At 62.5% G+C, this 18,344-nt stretch carries 16 protein-coding genes; 3 read left to right on the forward strand and 13 right to left on the reverse strand.

Annotation, left to right across the window (positions count from 1 at the left end; all coding sequences use genetic code 11):
- Nucleotides 1-47: 47 nt before the first annotated feature.
- Complete coding sequence (locus M2375_RS06320) at nt 48-1,772, reverse strand: diguanylate cyclase domain-containing protein (protein WP_259164628.1); 1,725 nt, start codon at nt 1,770-1,772, stop codon at nt 48-50.
- A gap of 572 nt (nt 1,773-2,344) precedes the next feature.
- Between M2375_RS06320 and M2375_RS06325 the strand changes: the two genes are divergently transcribed.
- Nucleotides 2,345-2,614 (forward strand): DNA-directed RNA polymerase subunit alpha C-terminal domain-containing protein, encoded by a 270-nt coding sequence (locus tag M2375_RS06325; RefSeq protein ID WP_259164629.1) that lies wholly within the window; start codon nt 2,345-2,347, stop codon nt 2,612-2,614.
- A gap of 240 nt (nt 2,615-2,854) precedes the next feature.
- Here M2375_RS06325 and eda read toward each other — a convergent pair whose 3' ends face one another.
- From eda to M2375_RS06340, 3 genes are all read right to left on the reverse strand, one after another.
- Nucleotides 2,855-3,499: a bifunctional 4-hydroxy-2-oxoglutarate aldolase/2-dehydro-3-deoxy-phosphogluconate aldolase gene (gene eda, locus M2375_RS06330; RefSeq protein ID WP_259164631.1), complete on the reverse strand. Its 645-nt coding sequence runs from the start codon at nt 3,497-3,499 to the stop codon at nt 2,855-2,857.
- Entirely contained in the window at nt 3,484-5,331 is a 1,848-nt protein-coding gene (gene edd, locus M2375_RS06335; protein ID WP_259164790.1) for a phosphogluconate dehydratase, read from the reverse strand. Before edd ends, eda begins: the two co-directional genes overlap by 16 nt.
- A 119-nt stretch (nt 5,332-5,450) precedes the next feature.
- Nucleotides 5,451-5,990 carry a gluconokinase gene (locus M2375_RS06340; RefSeq protein WP_259164632.1) on the reverse strand — a complete coding sequence of 180 codons (540 nt, stop codon included), beginning with the start codon at nt 5,988-5,990 and terminating at the stop codon, nt 5,451-5,453.
- Between the two features lie 233 nt (nt 5,991-6,223).
- On the opposite strand from M2375_RS06340, the gene M2375_RS06345 reads away from it, so the two are divergent.
- A complete protein-coding gene (locus tag M2375_RS06345; protein ID WP_259164633.1) occupies nt 6,224-7,264 on the forward strand; it encodes a LacI family DNA-binding transcriptional regulator in 1,041 nt (346 codons plus the stop codon).
- Between the two features lie 30 nt (nt 7,265-7,294).
- Here the strand turns inward: M2375_RS06345 and M2375_RS06350 are convergent, their stop codons facing one another.
- The 9 genes from M2375_RS06350 to scpA form a co-directional block, all read right to left on the reverse strand.
- The gene (locus M2375_RS06350) at nt 7,295-8,065 is read right to left on the reverse strand and encodes a YdcF family protein (protein ID WP_259164634.1); all 771 of its coding nucleotides are present in this window, start codon (nt 8,063-8,065) and stop codon (nt 7,295-7,297) included.
- An 84-nt stretch (nt 8,066-8,149) separates the two neighbouring features.
- The gene (locus M2375_RS06355) at nt 8,150-10,198 is read right to left on the reverse strand and encodes an acetyl/propionyl/methylcrotonyl-CoA carboxylase subunit alpha (RefSeq protein WP_259164635.1); all 2,049 of its coding nucleotides are present in this window, start codon (nt 10,196-10,198) and stop codon (nt 8,150-8,152) included.
- A gap of 51 nt (nt 10,199-10,249) precedes the next feature.
- Nucleotides 10,250-11,461, reverse strand: a complete 1,212-nt coding sequence (locus tag M2375_RS06360; RefSeq protein WP_259164636.1) for a hypothetical protein — start codon at nt 11,459-11,461, stop codon at nt 10,250-10,252.
- A gap of 15 nt (nt 11,462-11,476) precedes the next feature.
- Nucleotides 11,477-13,009 carry an acyl-CoA carboxylase subunit beta gene (locus M2375_RS06365; protein WP_259164638.1) on the reverse strand — a complete coding sequence of 511 codons (1,533 nt, stop codon included), beginning with the start codon at nt 13,007-13,009 and terminating at the stop codon, nt 11,477-11,479.
- A 58-nt stretch (nt 13,010-13,067) separates the two neighbouring features.
- A complete protein-coding gene (gene meaB, locus M2375_RS06370) occupies nt 13,068-14,105 on the reverse strand; it encodes a methylmalonyl Co-A mutase-associated GTPase MeaB (RefSeq protein WP_259164639.1) in 1,038 nt (345 codons plus the stop codon).
- A gap of 81 nt (nt 14,106-14,186) precedes the next feature.
- Complete coding sequence (locus M2375_RS06375; RefSeq protein ID WP_259164640.1) at nt 14,187-14,654, reverse strand: N-acetyltransferase; 468 nt, start codon at nt 14,652-14,654, stop codon at nt 14,187-14,189.
- Nucleotides 14,651-15,067, reverse strand: coding sequence for a PIN domain-containing protein (locus M2375_RS06380; protein WP_259164642.1), 417 nt, complete (start codon nt 15,065-15,067; stop codon nt 14,651-14,653). Before M2375_RS06380 ends, M2375_RS06375 begins: the two co-directional genes overlap by 4 nt.
- A 24-nt stretch (nt 15,068-15,091) precedes the next feature.
- On the reverse strand, nt 15,092-15,349 hold the full coding sequence (locus M2375_RS06385; protein WP_259164643.1) for an antitoxin: 258 nt from the start codon (nt 15,347-15,349) through the stop codon (nt 15,092-15,094).
- A 45-nt stretch (nt 15,350-15,394) separates the two neighbouring features.
- The gene (scpA, locus tag M2375_RS06390) at nt 15,395-17,569 is read right to left on the reverse strand and encodes a methylmalonyl-CoA mutase (protein WP_259164645.1); all 2,175 of its coding nucleotides are present in this window, start codon (nt 17,567-17,569) and stop codon (nt 15,395-15,397) included.
- Nucleotides 17,570-17,700: 131 nt separating this feature from the next.
- Here scpA and M2375_RS06395 point away from each other — a divergent pair, with 131 nt between their 5' ends.
- Entirely contained in the window at nt 17,701-18,336 is a 636-nt protein-coding gene (locus M2375_RS06395; protein WP_259164646.1) for a GntR family transcriptional regulator, read from the forward strand.
- Nucleotides 18,337-18,344: the final 8 nt, after the last annotated feature.

Raw genomic sequence — 18,344 nt, forward strand, 5'->3', positions numbered from 1 at the left:
AGCCAGGCCTTCGCCTGGCTTTTTTGCCTGCGCCTTGCGGCCCTCGGTCAGCGGCCGTCGCCGCCTTGCTGCTTGTTCTTGTACATGTCCAGATCGGCATGCTTGAGCAGGCTTTGCGGATCTGCGCCATCGACCGGATAGATGGCCTGACCGATCGAAGCGCCCAGGTGGACCAACTCCCCTTCAGGCAGCCCCTTCAGGCTGGTCAAGGCGGGGGCCAGCACTTCACGGATCTTGGCCTGCACGACCTCCAGCTGCTCTTGGCTGGAGATGCCCTGCAGCACGGCGACAAACTCATCCCCGCCCAAGCGGATTAACACATCGTTGCTGCGCAGTACCTCTTTCAAACGCTGCACCACCTCGATCAGCGCCATATCGCCGTTCTCATGGCCCCAGCGGTCGTTCAGTGGCTTGAACTGGTTGAGGTCGATGAACAAAATCGCGAATACGGCCGGCTTGGCCGCACCAGGGCGGGTCAAGGTCTCCAGAATATGGTTGAGCGCACTGCGGTTGGCGGCACCTGTGAGGGCATCGGTAAACAACCGGTGCCGCATGTGGTGGACATTGTTGGCCAGCTCGCCAATCTCATCATTGCGCTCCACGCCAATGGGCACATCGATCTCACCCTGGCCCACCCTGCGCACGGCATAGGTGAGCGAGCGCATGTCTTTGGCCAGGCCACCAAAGATGTGCAGGCCCAAAGCCAGCGCCGCACCCAGAGCCAGCAGACCCAAGGCAATCACCAGCACCACATGCGCGCGAATGCCGGCCAGCATCTGCTGGTGCGGCACCGCCACCACGGCCAGCCAGTTGAGGCCGGCATCATCGGTCACGCGCAGGTAGGCCACCTCGATGGCCTGGTCTTCGGCATCAAAAATCAGCGCCGTCCGGGCCACTTCGTTCGATTCAGAAAACTCGTGCCTGAGCTTTTGGTAGGTGATCTCCATCAAGGGATTGCCGGCGCTGGCTGCATTCACGCGGCTAGGTTGCTGGTTCGCCTGTGCACGGATGTTGTCCATGCCGGTGGCGGCAACCAGGTCACCGTTGGGCTCCATGATGAAGGCCTGCGCACCCTCTGCCAGATGCAGGCCATCGACAAACAGCCGCAACTGGTTCAACAACACATCGGTGGCCACCACACCGGCGACCTTGCCGTCTTCTCCCAGAACATGGCGTGCCAGGGTCATCACCAGGTCCTTGGCATTGAAGTCGATGTACACCGGCGTCCAGATATGTCCCGGCGCCTGCTGGGCCATGCGGTACCAGGGACGCGTGCGCGGATCGAAAAGATTGTTTTCCTTGTGCAAAAAGAGCGGCTCGGCCCGGATGCCCGGCAGCAGGTAGATGCTGCGCACCTCCTGGGCGTGCAGTTTGATGCGCAACTCTGCCTGGGTTTCGTTGCTGCGCAGCAGCCCCAGGCCTTGGCCCAGGCTATTGCCGTAATAGACGTAGTCGCCCTGGCGCTGCGTAAGCGATGTCGCCGCCCACAAGCGGCTGCGCAGTGCAGGCAGGTCATCTTCAATGCGCGCAGGTGCTGGCAAACCCCGGGGAAAGCTGGCTTCGATGATGGAGCGCGAGCTGAAGATATGCCGGTCAACCGCCTGCCCAATGCGCTCGGCCATTTCCACCATCAGTTGCTTGGACAGCATGGACACCGTCTTGCTCCCCGTCCAATACCACAGCACCCCCAGCACACCCGTAAGCAATGCAATCAGCATCACAAAAGGCAAAATCAAGGTGATCGTCAGCGACGAAGCTTTACGGGTGGGCATAACCGGGCGAAGAGATGGCTTTGGCGACAACTGCCAGCAGGTATTGGGTATTTTTTGGCAATGAAAATCTTACTTTAACCGTTTTTATGGGTTACATAAGCTGATAGGCCAATGTAATAAATCAAACGGTTTATTGAACTGCTGCAGCCTAAAACAAAGACGTCAATGCGTTCTCAGCTCTTAAGAAACCGATTTCATTGCAGACCACGCAACTAGGCGACGCTCGGGATCCGAAAATACCTGCTTTTAATACGAGAATGGCAGTGAGAGAAAACACAGCCTGGGTGCAGCCCAGCACGGGAAACCCGGCGGCATTCAAATACATTTTATTACATTGATTTCCTCGGAATGGCTATTGGGCGACACCAATTCAGCCAGACTTCAAATACATATTACATATATGATGATAGAATCAATGAATAACAAATGCGATTACGCATGATTTGTATCCACCTTTGTCCCCGTGAGCGCGGGGCGTAGCAAGCCGGCTGAGGGCGACTTGGCAGGCTTGCAAGCCCTATCTTCGTTCCAGGGACAGACATCGCTGCCCTGTTATATAGATTGAAGATCCCATGGCCACTGAACTGCTCTTAAACAAACGGCTATCCCGCAGAACGCTCAATAGCCTTGGCAGGCATGCAATAACCACCGTCGACCAGGTGGTCGAGGCTTATCCGGAGCGCTTGCTCAAGCTCAATGGCGTGGGCATGACGGTGTTGCGCGACATTGAGCGCACCCTGTTCCCCGGCCAACAATTCCAGCCTGACTCGGGCAGGTACAAAGCCTGGAGCGAAGAGTCGCCCGGCTATGCGCAAACCGATCAGGCCCGGCCGAAAAAATAAGGCTTCTGGTGCGGATCCAGGCAGACCTGCAGGCCTGGGCCCTGCCTGGATGACCGGCTGCCTTGCCGAACAACAGCGTGCCAGGCGCAAGCCAAAACGCCTGTTGATGGATCCCGCATGACCGGCCATTGGCCCTTTGAATCCTTGGTACCTCTGGCGCCTCGCGCGTCTTGGGCAGAAGCCGCGTAACGGCCTCTGCCCTTTTGCTTTTTGGGGCCGCTTTGCTAACTGACCCGGGCGTTATACGCTTTTGCGGGGCAAGGCAGCGGCCTCACGCGCCAGCAAGGTGATGTGCTCCCAGTCGCCACGCTCCAGGGTGTCGGTGGGCACCAGCCAGGATCCACCCACGCACACCACATTCTTCAGTGCCAAAAACTCTGGCGCATTGGTCGGCGTGATACCGCCGGTGGGGCAAAAGCGCACTTCGGCGAAGGGACCTTGCCAGGCCTTGAGCATGTTGATGCCGCCTGCTTGCAGTGCGGGGAAGAACTTGAGCTCATTGAAGCCGTCTTGCTGGGCCTGCATGATTTCGCTGCTGGTCGCCACGCCGGGCAGCAGCGGCAAGCGAGCTTCACGGCAGGCCTCGCCCACGCTCGTGGTGTAGCCCGGGCTGACCGCAAAACGCGCACCGGCAGCGGCCGCCGCACGCGCATCGGCCGGGTTGCGCACCGTGCCTGCGCCCACAATCGCTTCGGGCACCGACTTGGCGATGGCCTCGATCGAGGCCAGACCCTGGGGGGTGCGCAGGGTCACTTCCAGCACCCGGATGCCGCCAGCGACCAGGGCCTTGGCCATGGACACCGCGTGGTTGACGTCGCGCAGCACGATCACCGGAATCACCGGTGCGTCTTGCATGATGGATAAGGCGGTCAGTTGCTCAGCCATGTGCAGGCTCCTTCTTCTGCGCTCAGCGCATTGCGCCGGAATCCGGCAAACAGTTCTCGGCCCAGGCCACGGCCATTGGCGCGCAGCTGCTCGGCCGGTATCGTGGCCAGCGGACGCGCCTCCCAGACGGCGCTATCCACCTCGGCCTGCATGATACCGGTTTCAGCGTCCAACAACACCAGGTCACCGCTCTCAATTTTGGCCAGAGGGCCTCCCGCCAGAGCTTCTGGCGACACATGGATGGCAGCCGGCACCTTGCCGGAGGCACCGCTCATGCGGCCGTCCGTCACCAAGGCCACCTGGTAGCCCTTGCCCTGCAGCACCGCCAACGGTGGGGTGAGCTTGTGCAGCTCCGGCATGCCGTTGGCACGCGGCCCCTGCCAGCGCACCACGCAGACCACGCCGTTGTACCCATTGGTCTGGCAAGCCTGCTCCAGCGCGCCAGATTTAAAAGCCTCCTGCAGCGCATCCTGCGAATCGAACACCCAGGCGGGGGCACGCAGCACATGGCGATCCGCGGGTACGGCGCTGACCTTGATCACGCTGCGCCCCAGGTTGCCCGTCAGCAGCTTGAGCCCGCCAGTAGGGCTGAAAGGCGCGCTGACCGGGCGCAGCACGCTGTCGTCACCGGATTCGGTGGCCGCTTGCCAGACCAGTTGGCCCGCTTCCACACGCGGCACACTGGCATAGGCCGCTAGGCCCCCTGCCCGCACCGTCAGCACATCGCCGTGCATCAGCCCTGCAGCCAACAGCTGGCCAATCACGTAGCCGGGGCCGCCTGCGGCCTGGAACTGGTTCACATCGGCAGCGCCATTGGGGTAGACGCGAGCGAGCAAGGGCACGACCGAGGACAGCTGCTCAAAATCATTCCAGTCAATGGCGATGCCCGCAGCGCGCGCCACGGCCACCCAGTGGATCAAGTGGTTGGTCGAGCCGCCCGTTGCCAGCAAGGCCACCATGGCGTTGACAATGCAGCGCTCATCCACCACCCGGCCAATCGGCGCAAAACGCTTGCCCGCGGTGATGTCCAGCACCGTGCGCATGGCCTCGCGGGTGAGCAGCTCGCGTGCACCATCTTCCGGGTTGATAAAGGCATTGCCTGGCACGTGCAGGCCCATGGCTTCAAGCAGCATCTGGTTGCTGTTGGCCGTGCCGTAGAAGGTGCAGGTGCCCGCATCGTGGTAGGCGGCCATCTCGGCCTCCAGCAGCTTTTCGCGGCCAACCAGGCCTTGTGCGGCCAGCTCGCGCACCTTGGCCTTGTCGTTGTTGGACAGGCCCGAGGTCATCGGCCCGGCCGGCACAAACACCATCGGCAGATGGCCAAAATGCAAGGCGCCGATCAACAGACCAGGCACGATCTTGTCGCACACCCCCAGCATCAGCGCGGCATCGAAGGTGTCATGGGTCAACGCCACGGCCGTGCCCATCGCAATCGCATCGCGGCTGAACAGGCTCAGCTCCATGCCCGGCATGCCCTGCGTCACCCCATCGCACATGGCGGGCACGCCGCCCGCCACCTGCGCCGTGGCGCCGTGCTTGCGAGCCTCGTCCTTCAAGATATCGGGGTAGCGCTGCAGCGGCGCATGGGCTGAGAGCACATCGTTGTAGGCCGTCACAATGCCCACGTTCGGGCCCTTGATCTCGACAATGCGCAGCTTGTCATTGGCCGGCACGCCCGCCACGGCGTGCGCAATATTGGCGCAGCCCATGGAGCGCATCTGCGGCGGGCGCTGGGCCATCGCATCGACCTGCGCCAAATAGGCGCTGCGTGTGTCTGCGCTCTTGGCGCGGATGCGGTCGGTGACCGCTTGAACCACCGGGTGGATCTGCATCATGGGGAATCCTTTGCATCAAATGGGGCGCGCAGACATGGCTGTTGCACCCCTTTTCTTTATGTAATTTTTATAGCACAGCAGCCACTTGCAGCGCTGGCGCTAGGCTTTGTGGCCGCTCAAGGCTGCTGCGCAGCCAACCATTGCTGCACCTGTGCGGCAATGGCGTCGATGGGGGTATCCGCATCTACCGTGAACACCTGCGCCTCATCGCGCGGGTCTTCCAAAGTCGCAAACTGGTTAGCCACCAGCTCAGGCGAGAAGAAATGGCCGGCGCGCTGCTGCACCCGTGCCAATGCCGTGTCGTAGCGGAGATCCAGGAACACAAAACCTAACCGTGGCTGGGCGGCACGCAACAGCTCCCGGTACTGGCGCTTGAGGGCCGAGCAGGTCAGCACCACGCCATCACCCTCCCCCGCCTCGGCCAGCAGTTGTGCCAGGCGCTGCAGCCAGCCTGCGCGGTCCGCATCGGTCAGCGCAATACCGGCCTGCATCTTGGCGACGCTTTCAGCGGCATGGTAGCTGTCGCCCTCCACCAGACGCCAGCCCAGGCACTGGGCTACCGCCGCGCCCGCGCTGGATTTGCCGCATCCCGACACCCCCATCACCACCAGTGCCAGGGGCCGCCGAGCAGCAGAATCAACAGAAGGTTTGTTCATTGTGTTAGCGCTATCCAGCATAGATAAAAAATAAGCACTGCCTGCGATAAAACTGTTAAAGCCGGGCGTGCATGCATTTATGCAACGACCCAGCTTTGCCGCAGCAACGGGGCATGGCATTCCTGCCCATGGAGAATGGGATAGCGCTATCATACCGGATATTTGCTGCAGCGCCCCAGGAGACCCGTTTGCCCCTGCCCCCATCTGCCTCTCCCGCCCCTTTGCCAGAACCGGTGCCAGAACCTGCCCATCGCCGCTCACGCGCAAGCGGGCGCATCACCTTGCAAGATGTGGCCGACGCCGCCGGCGTGAGCCCGATGACCGTCTCTCGCGCACTGCGTGGCGAGCGCCGGGTGGCACCTGCGCTGGCCGATAAGGTGCGCCAGACCGCATTGCGCCTGGGCTATGTACCCGACCCGGCCGCACGCGCGCTGGCATCGCAAAAGAGCAACCAGGTGCTGGTCATCGTGCCGTTGCTGAGCAACACCTTGTTTGTCGATCTGATCGAAGCCGCCCACAAGGTGCTGTTTGCGGCGGGCTACCACTTGCTGATTGGGGTGTCGCACTACAGCCCCGCCGAGGAAGAGCAGCTGCTGCGTGCCTACCTGCCCATGCGCCCTGCCGGGCTGATGCTGACCGGCTACGAGCGCAGCGCCGGCAGCGCCCAGTTGCTGGCGGCCAGTGGCACGGCCTGCGTGCATTTGATGGAGCTGCACCCCGAAAGCCATCCGCCGGCACCGCGCTACAGCGTTGGGTTCTCCCAGGCGGATGCCGGCGCCGCGATGACCGAGCACCTGCTGGCCCAAGGCCACCGCCGCATTGCTTTTTGCGGCGCGCAGCTTGATGCCCGGGTCATGCAGCGCCTGCAGGGCTACCGCCAGGCCTTGCAGCAAGCCGGCCTGGCTGATCCGGGGCTGGAGATTTTGAGCCCCGAGCGCTCATCGCTTGCGCTGGGCGCCCAGCTGTTGGAGCAGGTGCTGCAGCTAGGTGGTGGCGTGGATGCCGTGTTCTTTTGCAACGACGACCTGGCCCAGGGCGCCCTGCTGGCGGCCAACCGCTTGGGTCTGTCGGTACCTGCGCAGATGGCGATTGCCGGTTTTAACGACCTGCCTGGCAGCGCCCAGATGGTGCCGCCCCTCACCACCATCCACACGCCCCGCAGCGCCATTGGCGCGCAGGCCGCCACCATGCTGCTGCAGCTGGTGCAAGGCCAGCCGGTGGCCCAGCCTCGGCTGGATCTGGGCTACCACCTGGTGCGGCGTGCCAGCAGCTAAGCGCTTTTAGGCTACTACCTTTTTAGGCCACTACCACTCCCCCAGCGCCCAGCTGCTGGCCACCGCAAAGTACTCGCGCAGCCACACGTTGAAGCGGGTGAGCAGTGGCGTGGGTGCCGCTACACCAATCGGCTGGCTAAAACCCTGGCTTCGGGCAATCTGCAGCGCACGCCACAGGTGAAAATCACTGCTGACAATGGCAATGGGCTGCGCCAGGTTCACACCCCGCGCTTGCAGCATCGGCCCCGTCCATTCTAGGTTCAGCACCGTGCTGGTGCTGCGCTCTTCGACCACCATGGTTTGGGGATCGACGCCGTGCACCTGCGCCAGGTAGCGCGCCATGATGGCGCCCTCGCTCTCGTCCTGCCCAAAATCCACGCCGCCCGTCACCGCCAGCACCGCCTGGGGCTGCAACGCGGCCAACTGCGCAGCGGTATCCAGCCGCATGGCCAGCGCCGGGCGGGGTTTGCCATCTTCGGTGCCACTGCCCAGCACCACGATGGCGGCCACGGTCGGCACGGCGGCGGGCGTCTGCCCCAGGCCAGCGATCATCTGCCAGAGCCAGCCCACGCTGATCACCCAGAGCAGCAGCCCTAGCCAGGCAGCACGCCACAGCCAGCGCCGCCAAGGCGCGACGGCGCACCAGCCCTGCACAGCGGCCCAGCGCCAGGCCAAGTAGCCCCCCACCAGACCCAGTCCCACAGGCACCAGCACCCCCAGGTGAAAGTGCCCGGCCGCCAAGGGCACGATGCCCAGCCCCAACAGCACCAGGGCGGCAGCCGCCAATAAACCTCGTAGCATTCCCGATCCTCTCGTCACACCCACACGGCACCACAAAAAAACCCGCTGCGGGCAGCGGGTCTGCGTCATGGCGAAGCAGTCAGATCATTCAAATTCCAGAATGATATCGTCCACCGCCAGTGAGTTGCCTTTGGAGGCGCTGACTTTGCTGACCACGCCGTCTTGGGTGGCAAACAGAATATTTTCCATCTTCATGGCCTCGATCACGGCCAGCTTCTCGCCCGCTTGCACCTTCTGCCCTGTCTGCACCGCCACATCCACCAAGAGGCCGGGCATGGGCGAGAGCAGGAACTTGGACAGATCCGGGGGCGCCTTGTAAGGCATCAGCTCGTACAGCTCGGCCCCGCGCTGCGACAGCACCAGAATGTCGCGCTGCGTGCCATTGTGGATCACGCGCAAGGCCAGCGGGTTCTTGGCCGTGCCGCGCTCGATCTGTGCAGTAAAGGGCTGGCCGTTGCAGCTGCCGTGGGTGACGACATCACGCAGCAGCGCTTCGCTGCTGAACTGGTAGATCTTGTCACCAATGCTGACCTTGCAGACGCGGGCTTCGTCGTCGAAATCGGTCACCTCGGCCGCCACAAAACTGTGCTGGCCTTCGGCGCCCAGCACCACTGCCGTGTAGCTGTGGCCCACACGCAGCTGGTGGCCCAGCATCTGGCCGCTGATGGTGGAAGCGCGCGCGCGGTAGCGGCGGTTGCGGAACATGGCCAGCGCCACCAGAAAATCGGTGTCCTCGTGCGGCACGTCCTCGGCATGGAAGCCCTGGCCGTAATGCTCGGCAATAAAGCCGGTGTTGAACTGGCCCGAGACAAATTGGGGATGGGCCAGCAGCGCTGCCTGGAACGGGATGTTGGAGCTGATGCCCCGGATCGCAAAGCCGTTGAGCGCCTCGCGCATCTTGGCAATGGCTTCCTTGCGGTCCTTGCCGTGCACGATCAGCTTGGCAATCATCGAGTCGTAGTACATGGGGATCTCGCCGCCCTCGTACACACCGGTATCCACGCGCACGCCCTGCAAATGCGCGGTATCGGCTTGCCACATGGTCTGCTTGGGCGGCTCAAAGCGCACCAGGCGGCCGGTGGATGGCAGGAAGTTGCGGAACGGGTCTTCGGCATTGATGCGGCATTCGATCGCCCAGCCATCGCGCTTGACATCGGCCTGGGTGAAGGCCAGCTTCTCGCCAGCGGCCACTCGGATCATCTGCTCGACCAGGTCCAGCCCGGTGATGCACTCGGTCACCGGGTGCTCCACCTGCAAGCGGGTGTTCATCTCCAGAAAGTAAAAGTCCTGGTCCTTGCCAACGACAAACTCCACCGTGCCAGCGCTTTGGTACTGCACCGCCTTGGCCAGCGCCACGGCCTGCTCGCCCATGGCCTTGCGGGTGGCATCGCTGATGAAGGGCGATGGCGCCTCTTCGATCACCTTTTGGTGGCGGCGCTGGATGGAGCATTCCCGCTCGTTCAGGTACACCACATTGCCGTGGCTGTCGCCCAGAATCTGGATCTCGATATGGCGCGGCTCCTGCACGAACTTTTCGATAAAGATGCGGTCATCGCCAAAGCTGTTGCGCGCCTCGTTCTGGCAGGCGGTAAAGCCTTCGAGCGCCTCTTTGTCGTTATAGGCCACGCGCAGGCCTTTGCCGCCGCCGCCGGCCGATGCCTTGATCATCACCGGGTAGCCAATGCCCTGCGCAATGCCGACGGCTTTTTCCGCGTTCTCGATGGCATCGTTGTAGCCGGGGATGGTGTTGACCTGGGCCTGGCCTGCCAGCTTCTTGGATGCGATCTTGTCGCCCATGGCAGCAATCGAATGCGCCTTGGGGCCAATAAAGGCAATGCCTTCGTCCTCGCAGCGCTTGGCAAAGGCCTCGTTCTCCGACAAGAAGCCGTAGCCGGGGTGGATGGCCTGGGCGCCGGTCTGGCGGGCGGCCTCGATGATGCGGTCAGCCAGCAGGTAGGACTCTCGGCTGGGGGCTGCGCCAATGTGCACGGCCTCGTCGGCCAGCTTCACATGGCGCGCTTCCTTGTCCGCATCGGAGTAGACCGCAACGGTCTTGATGCCCATGGTGCGGGCAGTGGCGATCACACGGCATGCAATCTCGCCGCGATTAGCAATCAGGATTTTGCTGAACATGGTTTGTCGTCTCTCGGTTGAATCTCTTGTTTGGCCGCCATGCTGCCGTCGTTACGGCAGCGCTCTGTCTTGCGCCCATTGCCCGCCGGGCATGAGCAAATAGTCTTCACAATCGACCTCGCTGCAGCGCGCACTGCCCAGCAATTGCAATATGGCCTGGTCTTGCGTGCGCACATCGGTAGAGCGCCCCAGGACCTTGACGGCCAGCACGCGGCTGTCCTTGCCCCATTGCGCGATCTCCGGGCCCTCGACCACGGCAGCCGTGTTGTCCCAGCCGTCGCGGTGCGCAGTGCGCACGGTCGCCTTCTTGCGAGACAAGACCCGCTCGGGCCGCACCCCCACCAGCACCACCTGCCCGCGCAGGTGGGGCAGGCTCTTGTCCAAGGTGGGCAGGTCCAGCACGCGCTGGGCACCATACTTGCGCACCATCGCCTGCAGGCGTTGCGCATTGGCGCTGTACTCTTTGCGCTGCTCGGGCTGGCCGGCATTGCGCTGCTGCTGCGCGCTGGCATTGTTGCTGTACTGCTGAAACAGCAGCTCGCGGCCCTGCAGCGAGGCACTTGCCCGCACTACTGGCACGGGCAGGTGGCCGTCCGCATCAACCGCCAGCTCAAAGCCCTGGTGCAGCATCAAGCGCACCAGGCCCTGCACCGCTGTGGGTTTGGCCGATGTGCAGGCCAACTGCCAGTGCCGCAGGGCGGCCTGCAGCCACTGCCGCGCGACCTGCTCGGAGCCCAGCGCCGAATGGATATCCACCAGCACATGCAAGGCGACAGGCGCGCAGGCATCTGCGGGCTGCCGGCCATCGAGCGCCGCCTGTACCCACAGGCGCCCACCCTTGCCTTCGCTGTCGGCCAGCGGGCCCAAGTCCAGCAGCACCTGGCTGTCGGCCAAGGGCCGGGCCGCCAGCACAGCCGTGCGGCTGAGAAAAATGCCCCGGTCAAAACGGCCTTGCCAGACGATGGGCTCGGCATGGCCTGGGCTGCGTGGCTGCCACTGCGCCCTGCCCTCGCCCTGGGCCAGGCCGTTTTCACAATCGCCCTGGTAGGCAAAAACATACTGCCAGGCCTGGGCCAGGGTGGCACCGCTGCGTGCAACGCATTGGCCGCCTGCATCCATACCGAAAGAGGGAGAGTGCTGCGACTGGGGCTGTGCCGCCACATCGGCTGCAGCCACGGCCAACGCCAGCACCACCGCTGCGCCCAGGGCGCAGCGCGCCCGCTGTGCGGCGATGGGGGAGGCGATGGCGGCGAGCGAGGTCATTCAGGGTGCTCGCGCTTACAGCGGAATATTGCCGTGCTTGCGCCAAGGGTTCTCAAGCTGCTTGTTCTTGAGCATCTCCAGGCTGCGGCAGATGCGCTTGCGCGTCTCGTGCGGCAGAATCACATCGTCGATAAAGCCCCGGGCACCGGCGACAAAGGGGTTGGCAAAGCGGCTCTTGTATTCGGCTTCGCGCTTGGAGAGCTTTTCCGGGTCGTTCTTGTCTTCGCGGAAGATGATTTCGACAGCACCCTTGGCACCCATCACCGCGATTTCCGCCTGCGGCCAGGCCAGGTTCACATCGCCGCGCAGGTGCTTGGAAGACATCACATCGTAGGCACCGCCGTAGGCTTTGCGGGTAATGACGGTGATTTTCGGCACCGTGCATTCTGCATACGCATACAACAACTTGGCGCCATGCTTGATGATGCCGCCGTATTCTTGGCTGGTGCCGGGCATGAAGCCGGGCACATCGACAAAGGTGACCACGGGTATATTGAAGGCATCGCAAAAGCGCACAAAGCGCGCGGCCTTGATGGAGCTTTTGATGTCTAGGCAACCGGCCAGCACCAGGGGCTGGTTGGCCACAATGCCCACGGTCTGCCCGGCCATGCGGGCAAAGCCAATCAGAATGTTTTTGGCGTATTCAGGCTGCAGCTCAAAGAAGTCGCCATCGTCCACGGTCTTGAGGATCAGCTCCTTCATGTCGTAGGGCTTGTTCGGATTCTCGGGCACCAAGGTGTCCAGCGACATATCGGCGCGGCTGACCGGGTCGGTGGTGGCACGCACCGGCGCTTTTTCGCGGTTGTTCAGTGGCAGGTAGTTGTAGAGGCGGCGCAGCATCATCAGCGCCTCCACATCGTTGTCAAAAGCCATGTCGGCCACGCCACTCTTGCTGGTGTGCGTGAGCGCGCCGCCCAGCTCTTCAGCGGTGACCTGCTCATGCGTCACGGTCTTGACCACTTCCGGGCCGGTGACGAACATATAGCTCGAATCCTTGACCATGAAGATAAAGTCCGTCATCGCCGGCGAATACACCGCGCCGCCCGCGCAGGGGCCCATGATCATCGAGATCTGCGGCACCACGCCCGAGGCCAGCACATTCTTCTGGAACACGTCAGCATAGCCGCCCAGCGACGCCACACCTTCCTGAATACGGGCACCGCCCGAGTCATTGAGGCCGATGACCGGCGCGCCCACCTTCATCGCCTGGTCCATCACCTTGCAAATCTTCTCGGCATGGGTTTCGGACAGCGCGCCGCCAAACACGGTGAAATCCTGGCTGAACACAAACACCAGGCGGCCATTGATCATGCCGTAGCCGGTGACCACGCCGTCGCCCGGGATCTTGGTGTCTTCCATGCCAAAGTCGGTGCAGCGGTGCTCGACAAACATGTCCCATTCTTCAAAGGTGCCGTCATCGAGCAGCAGCTCAATGCGCTCACGAGCGGTGAGCTTGCCTTTTTTGTGCTGCGCATCGATGCGCTTTTGTCCGCCGCCCAGGCGGGCAAGTTCACGCTTTTTTTCCAGTTGTTCCAAGATATCTTGCATGTTCCATCCTTGAAGCTAGGTTGTCTCTGTGTCTGGATCCGGGCTGCGCTGCCGCCCGTCAATCCGCTTTGTGAATCGTTGCCAGGCCGGTTTGTGCCTGCAGCAAATTTCTGGCTGCTGTAGAAGCCGCCAATTGGCCTGCCGCCACTTGGCGCTGTACCTCCGGCAGCATATCGCGCACAGCGGGGTGGGCGCGGAACGCCAGCTTGAGGCCGTGGTCAATGCGCTCCCACATCCATGCCAATGACTGTTTCTCGCGCCGCTGCGCCAGGCAGCCATTGTGCGTTTGCATCTGCTGGTAGCTGCTCACCGCCTCCCAGAATGCCTCCACGCCCTGCCCCAGCAGCGCGCTGATCTGTATCACCCGGGGCTGCCACAGCGCGCCCTGGGCGGCATGGTCGTGCCCGCCATGCATGCCCAACAAACGCAGGCTCGATGTGATCTGCGACTGCGCGCGGGTGGCCGCATTCGGGTCGATATCGGCCTTGTTGATCACGACCAGGTCAGCCAGCTCCATCACACCCTTTTTGATGGCCTGCAGGTCATCGCCGGCATTGGGCAGCTGCAGCAGACAGAACATGTCCGTCATGCCATGCACCGCAATCTCGCTCTGCCCGACACCCACCGTTTCCACCATCACCACGTCATAGCCGGCGGCCTCGCAGACCAGGGTGGCCTCGCGCGTCTTCTCCGCGACCCCGCCCAAGGTGCCACTCGATGGGCTGGGCCGGATATAGGCCTCCGGCCGCATCGACAGCTGCTCCATGCGCGTTTTGTCGCCCAGGATGGAGCCACCGGAGACGGTGGACGAGGGGTCGATCGCCAGCACCGCCACCCGCAGGCCCTTGCCAATCAGGTACAGGCCCAAGGTCTCAATAAAAGTGGATTTGCCCACGCCCGGCACGCCGCTGATGCCCAGGCGCAATGACTTGCCGGTGTGCGGCAGCAAGGCCGTCAGCAGTTCATCTGCCAGCGCGCGGTGGTCAGCACGGGTGGATTCCAGCAAGGTGATCGCCTTGGCCATCGCGCGGCGCTGCACCGCTGGCGCACCGGTCTGCGTGATGGCGGCTATGCGCTCGGCTATCTCTGCGCTCATGCCTGCACCTTGCTGAAAAGCGGCTTGCCAGCGTTGGTCTTGAGAACCACGGAAGCTATCATTTTTAGAGCAAATACCATGTCACATTCCCTGCGCCGGGCTCCACTGGTACAACAGGTCGATCGGGTCACCGCCGATGTGCACAAAGCCATGGCGTTCGTAAAACCGGATGGCATCGCTGTGGTTGAGCACCTCCAGCCACACGGCGCGGCCGTCGCGTCGCGCCCGGTCCTGCACCTGCTGCATAACCCAGTCCCCAATCCGGCGGTTATGCCAGACGGGCAGCAGGTACAGGTGCTGCAGTTTCAGGCGGCCGTCTTGGGTGGGAATCACCGTCATCAAACCGGCGCGCTGAGGCCCTTCGCCCGCGCCCTCATCCACACAGATATGCTGCATGTACTGCGGGTCGAACTGGCCTTGAAAGCGCTGGCGGGCGTTGTCCAGATTGAAGATACCCAGCCGCTCCAGGCTCGGGCGCATGGCGGCGATGCGCAGCGCAAACAGCGCTTCGAAGTCCGCATCGGAGACGGGCGCGAACCAGAGTTTCATACTGCCTCCTCCATCCAGTCCTCAATCTGCAAACCTTCAATGCGCTCAAACTCCCGTACGTTATGCGTTACCAGAATGCCATCCGGATCCGCCAGCGCTTGGCAACCAATCATCAGGTCGATGGCACCAATGGGGGTGCCGGCCTTGCGCAGCCGTGCCGACTGCTCGCCGTAGTGCCAGATGGCATCACCGCCCCAAGGTTCAATGCTAAATAGCGACAGTGCCGCTTCCATCAGTGCGCGATTCCGGTCCGGATGCATGCTTCGCATGGCGCCGCTGGCCAACTCTGCCGCCACCAGCGCCGGTATCACCATACTGGTGTGTACGACGCTGCGCATGCGCTCCAGCACTGGCGCATGCTGGCGATGCCAGGCATAGATGCAGATATTGGTGTCAAGGTAGTAACGGGGCATAAGGATGGCGTGCGGCTCACTGCTTCAGTCAAGACCGATGTCACGCGGCGGTGTCTTGTCTCGCTCAATCTCTTCAGGCAGGCCCTCGAATCGGCCCACTATGCCGTCCAAACGCGCCAACCACGCGGCATGGGCATCCACCGGCACGGGCCGCAAGACCAACGAGCCATCTGCCAGGCGCTCCACTGTCACCTCATCGGTGTCAAAACGGAACTCCTTGGGCAGGCGAACGGCCTGGCTACGGCCATTCATAAAGATTTTGGCAATGGCGAGATCAGACATGCTGCACTTTCGAAAATGATATATATCAATGGTATATATCAACTCTCAGGCGGTCAAGCTGGCCTTGATCTGCTCCAGCACATCCTTGGCGCTGGCCGGGATCGGCGTGCCGGGGCCGTACACCCCTTTGACACCCGCGTTGTAGAGGTAGTCGTAATCCTGCGCCGGGATCACGCCACCCACAAACACAATGATGTCGTCGGCGCCCTGCTTTTTCAGCTCTTCAATGATGGCGGGCACCAAGGTCTTGTGGCCGGCGGCCAAGGTGGAGACGCCGACAGCGTGCACATCGTTCTCAATGGCCTGGCGCGCGCATTCCTCGGGGGTCTGGAACAGCGGGCCCATGTCTACGTCATAGCCCAGGTCGGCAAAGGCCGTGGCCACTACTTTGGCACCCCGGTCATGGCCGTCCTGGCCCAGCTTGGCGATCATCACGCGCGGGCGGCGGCCTTGCGCCTCGGCAAACGCGGCGATCTCGCCCTTGAGGTTATCCCAGCCTTCGGCAGAGTCATACGCGGCCGCGTAGACGCCAGTCACCTTTTGTGTGTCAGCGCGGTGGCGGCCATATGATTTTTCCAGCGCATCCGACACCTCCCCCACGGTGGCACGCAGGCGCACGGCCTGGATGGCCAGGTCCAGCAGGTTGCCTTCACCGGATTCAGCGGCAGCCGTGAGCGCCTGCAGCGCTTTCTCTACCGCAGCCGCATCGCGCGTCGCCTTGATCTGGTTGAGCCGGGCAATCTGGCTGTCGCGCACCTTGACGTTGTCCACTTCAAGGATGTCGACCGGGTCTTCCTTGGCCAGCTTGTACTTGTTGACGCCGACAATCACTTCCTTGCCCGAATCGATGCGCGCCTGCTTCTCGGCAGCGGCCGCCTCAATCTTGAGCTTGGCCCAGCCGCTGTCCACGGCCTGGGTCATGCCGCCCATGGCATCGACTTCTTCGATGATTTTCCAGGCCGCATCGGCCATGTCCTGGGTCAGCTTTTCCATCATGTAGCTGCCGGCCCAGGGGTCGATCACGTTGGTGATATGGGTCTCTTCCTGGATGATGAGCTGGGTGTTGCGCGCAATGCGGGCGCTGAACTCGGTGGGCAGTGCAATGGCTTCATCGAGCGCATTGGTGTGCAGCGACTGCGTGCCGCCAAACACGGCGGCCATGGCCTCGATGGTGGTACGCACCACATTGTTGTAGGGGTCCTGCTCGGTGAGGCTCCAGCCGCTGGTCTGGCTGTGGGTGCGCAGCATCAGGCTCTTGGGGTTCTTGGCCTCAAAGCCGGTCATGATGCGGCACCACAGCATGCGGGCGGCGCGCATCTTGGCGATTTCCAGGTAAAAATTCATGCCTACCGCCCAGAAGAACGACAGGCGGCCGGCAAAGGCATCCACATCCATGCCCTTGGCGATGGCGGTTTTCACGTACTCCTTGCCATCGGCCAGGGTGAAGGCGAGTTCAAGCGCCTGGTTGGCACCGGCTTCCTGCATGTGGTAGCCGCTGATCGAGATCGAGTTGAACTTGGGCATGTTCTGGCTCGTGTACTCGATGATGTCGCCGATGATGCGCATGCTCGGCTTGGGCGGGTAGATATAGGTGTTGCGCACCATGAACTCTTTGAGAATATCGTTCTGGATGGTGCCCGAGAGCTGGTCCTGCGGCACGCCCTGCTCTTCGGCCGCGACCACATAGCCGGCCAGCACCGGCAGCACCGCGCCATTCATCGTCATCGACACCGAGACTTTGTCGAGCGGGATGCTGTTGAAGAGGATCTTCATGTCCTCGACCGAATCGATGGCCACACCGGCTTTGCCCACATCGCCAGTCACACGCGGGTGGTCGCTGTCGTAACCACGGTGGGTGGCCAGGTCAAAGGCGACGGACACACCCTGGCCGCCAGCGGCCAGCGCCTTGCGGTAGAAGGCATTGGATTCTTCGGCGGTCGAAAAGCCTGCGTATTGGCGGATGGTCCAGGGCCGCACAGCGTACATGGTGGCCTGGGGCCCGCGCAGATATGGCGCAAAACCGGGCAAGGTATCGGCAAACGGCAGGTCGGCCGTGTCGGCTGCGGTGTACAGCGGCTTGACGGTGATGCCATCGGGCGTGAGCCAATCGAGGGCGCCCACATCACCGCCAGGGGCGGATTTGCTGGCGGCCTTGTCCCAAGCGGCGCGGTCGGCCTTGGGAAACTCGGATGCAGTGTTGTGCTTCGCGGAATCAGTCATGTCTCAAGCTCGAAATACGTTATAGACAGTGCATATTGGCCGACCCACGGCCGCCAGGCAAGTGTACATTATTCATAATTATGAATGCAAAATTTTGAATTTCAGTCGCCTTCTGTACAATGGCGCCACCGATGAGCCTCCCCAATTTTGCGCCACGCGCGCTGTACCAGGACGTTGCCGAGCTATTGCGGCAACGTATTTTTGCGCACCAACTGCCGCCAGGCAGCTGGATCGACGAATTGAAGATTGCCGAAGAAATCGGCATCAGCCGCACGCCCTTGCGCGAGGCGTTGAAGGTACTGGCCACCGAAGGGCTGGTGACTATGAAATTGCGCCGAGGCGCCTATGTCACCGAGGTCTCGCAAAAAGACCTGCTCCAGGTCTACCACCTGCTGGCCCTGCTGGAGAGCGATGCCGCCGCCGAATTGGCCAGCAACGCCAGCGCCGAGCAGCTGGCCGAGTTGCAGGCTCTGCATGACGCGCTGGAAGCGGCTGTGCACGAGCGCGACGCCTTCTTTATCGCCAACGAGCGCTTTCACATGCACGTGCTGGAGCTGCTGGACAACAAGTGGCTCAGCCAGATGGTGGCCGACTTGCGCAAGGTGATGAAGCTCAACCGCCACAACTCGCTGTTCAAGTCCGGCCGCATTGAGGAATCACTGCAGGAGCACCGTGCCCTGATGCAGGCGCTGGCCGCGCGCAACAGCGCCGCAGCACGCGCCTGCGTGATGCTGCACTTCAAGAATGGTTTGGCAGCGGCGTCCTAGCCGGCGCT

This window comes from Comamonas sp. BIGb0152, from assembly GCF_024809975.1.
Lineage (GTDB): Bacteria > Pseudomonadota > Gammaproteobacteria > Burkholderiales > Burkholderiaceae_C > Comamonas.

Bases quoted from the DNA above. Each gene is read 5' to 3' on its own strand.
- M2375_RS06320 (WP_259164628.1), bottom strand. From the start codon at position 1,772: ATGCCCACCCGTAAAGCTTCGTCGCTGACGATCACCTTGATTTTGCCT.
- M2375_RS06325 (WP_259164629.1), top strand. From the start codon at position 2,345: ATGGCCACTGAACTGCTCTTAAACAAACGGCTATCCCGCAGAACGCTC.
- eda (WP_259164631.1), bottom strand. From the start codon at position 3,499: ATGGCTGAGCAACTGACCGCCTTATCCATCATGCAAGACGCACCGGTG.
- edd (WP_259164790.1), bottom strand. From the start codon at position 5,331: ATGCAGATCCACCCGGTGGTTCAAGCGGTCACCGACCGCATCCGCGCC.
- M2375_RS06340 (WP_259164632.1), bottom strand. From the start codon at position 5,990: ATGAACAAACCTTCTGTTGATTCTGCTGCTCGGCGGCCCCTGGCACTG.
- M2375_RS06350 (WP_259164634.1), bottom strand. From the start codon at position 8,065: ATGCTACGAGGTTTATTGGCGGCTGCCGCCCTGGTGCTGTTGGGGCTG.
- M2375_RS06355 (WP_259164635.1), bottom strand. From the start codon at position 10,198: ATGTTCAGCAAAATCCTGATTGCTAATCGCGGCGAGATTGCATGCCGT.
- M2375_RS06360 (WP_259164636.1), bottom strand. From the start codon at position 11,461: ATGACCTCGCTCGCCGCCATCGCCTCCCCCATCGCCGCACAGCGGGCG.
- M2375_RS06365 (WP_259164638.1), bottom strand. From the start codon at position 13,009: ATGCAAGATATCTTGGAACAACTGGAAAAAAAGCGTGAACTTGCCCGC.
- meaB (WP_259164639.1), bottom strand. From the start codon at position 14,105: ATGAGCGCAGAGATAGCCGAGCGCATAGCCGCCATCACGCAGACCGGT.
- M2375_RS06375 (WP_259164640.1), bottom strand. From the start codon at position 14,654: ATGAAACTCTGGTTCGCGCCCGTCTCCGATGCGGACTTCGAAGCGCTG.
- M2375_RS06380 (WP_259164642.1), bottom strand. From the start codon at position 15,067: ATGCCCCGTTACTACCTTGACACCAATATCTGCATCTATGCCTGGCAT.
- M2375_RS06385 (WP_259164643.1), bottom strand. From the start codon at position 15,349: ATGTCTGATCTCGCCATTGCCAAAATCTTTATGAATGGCCGTAGCCAG.
- scpA (WP_259164645.1), bottom strand. From the start codon at position 17,569: ATGACTGATTCCGCGAAGCACAACACTGCATCCGAGTTTCCCAAGGCC.
- M2375_RS06395 (WP_259164646.1), top strand. From the start codon at position 17,701: ATGAGCCTCCCCAATTTTGCGCCACGCGCGCTGTACCAGGACGTTGCC.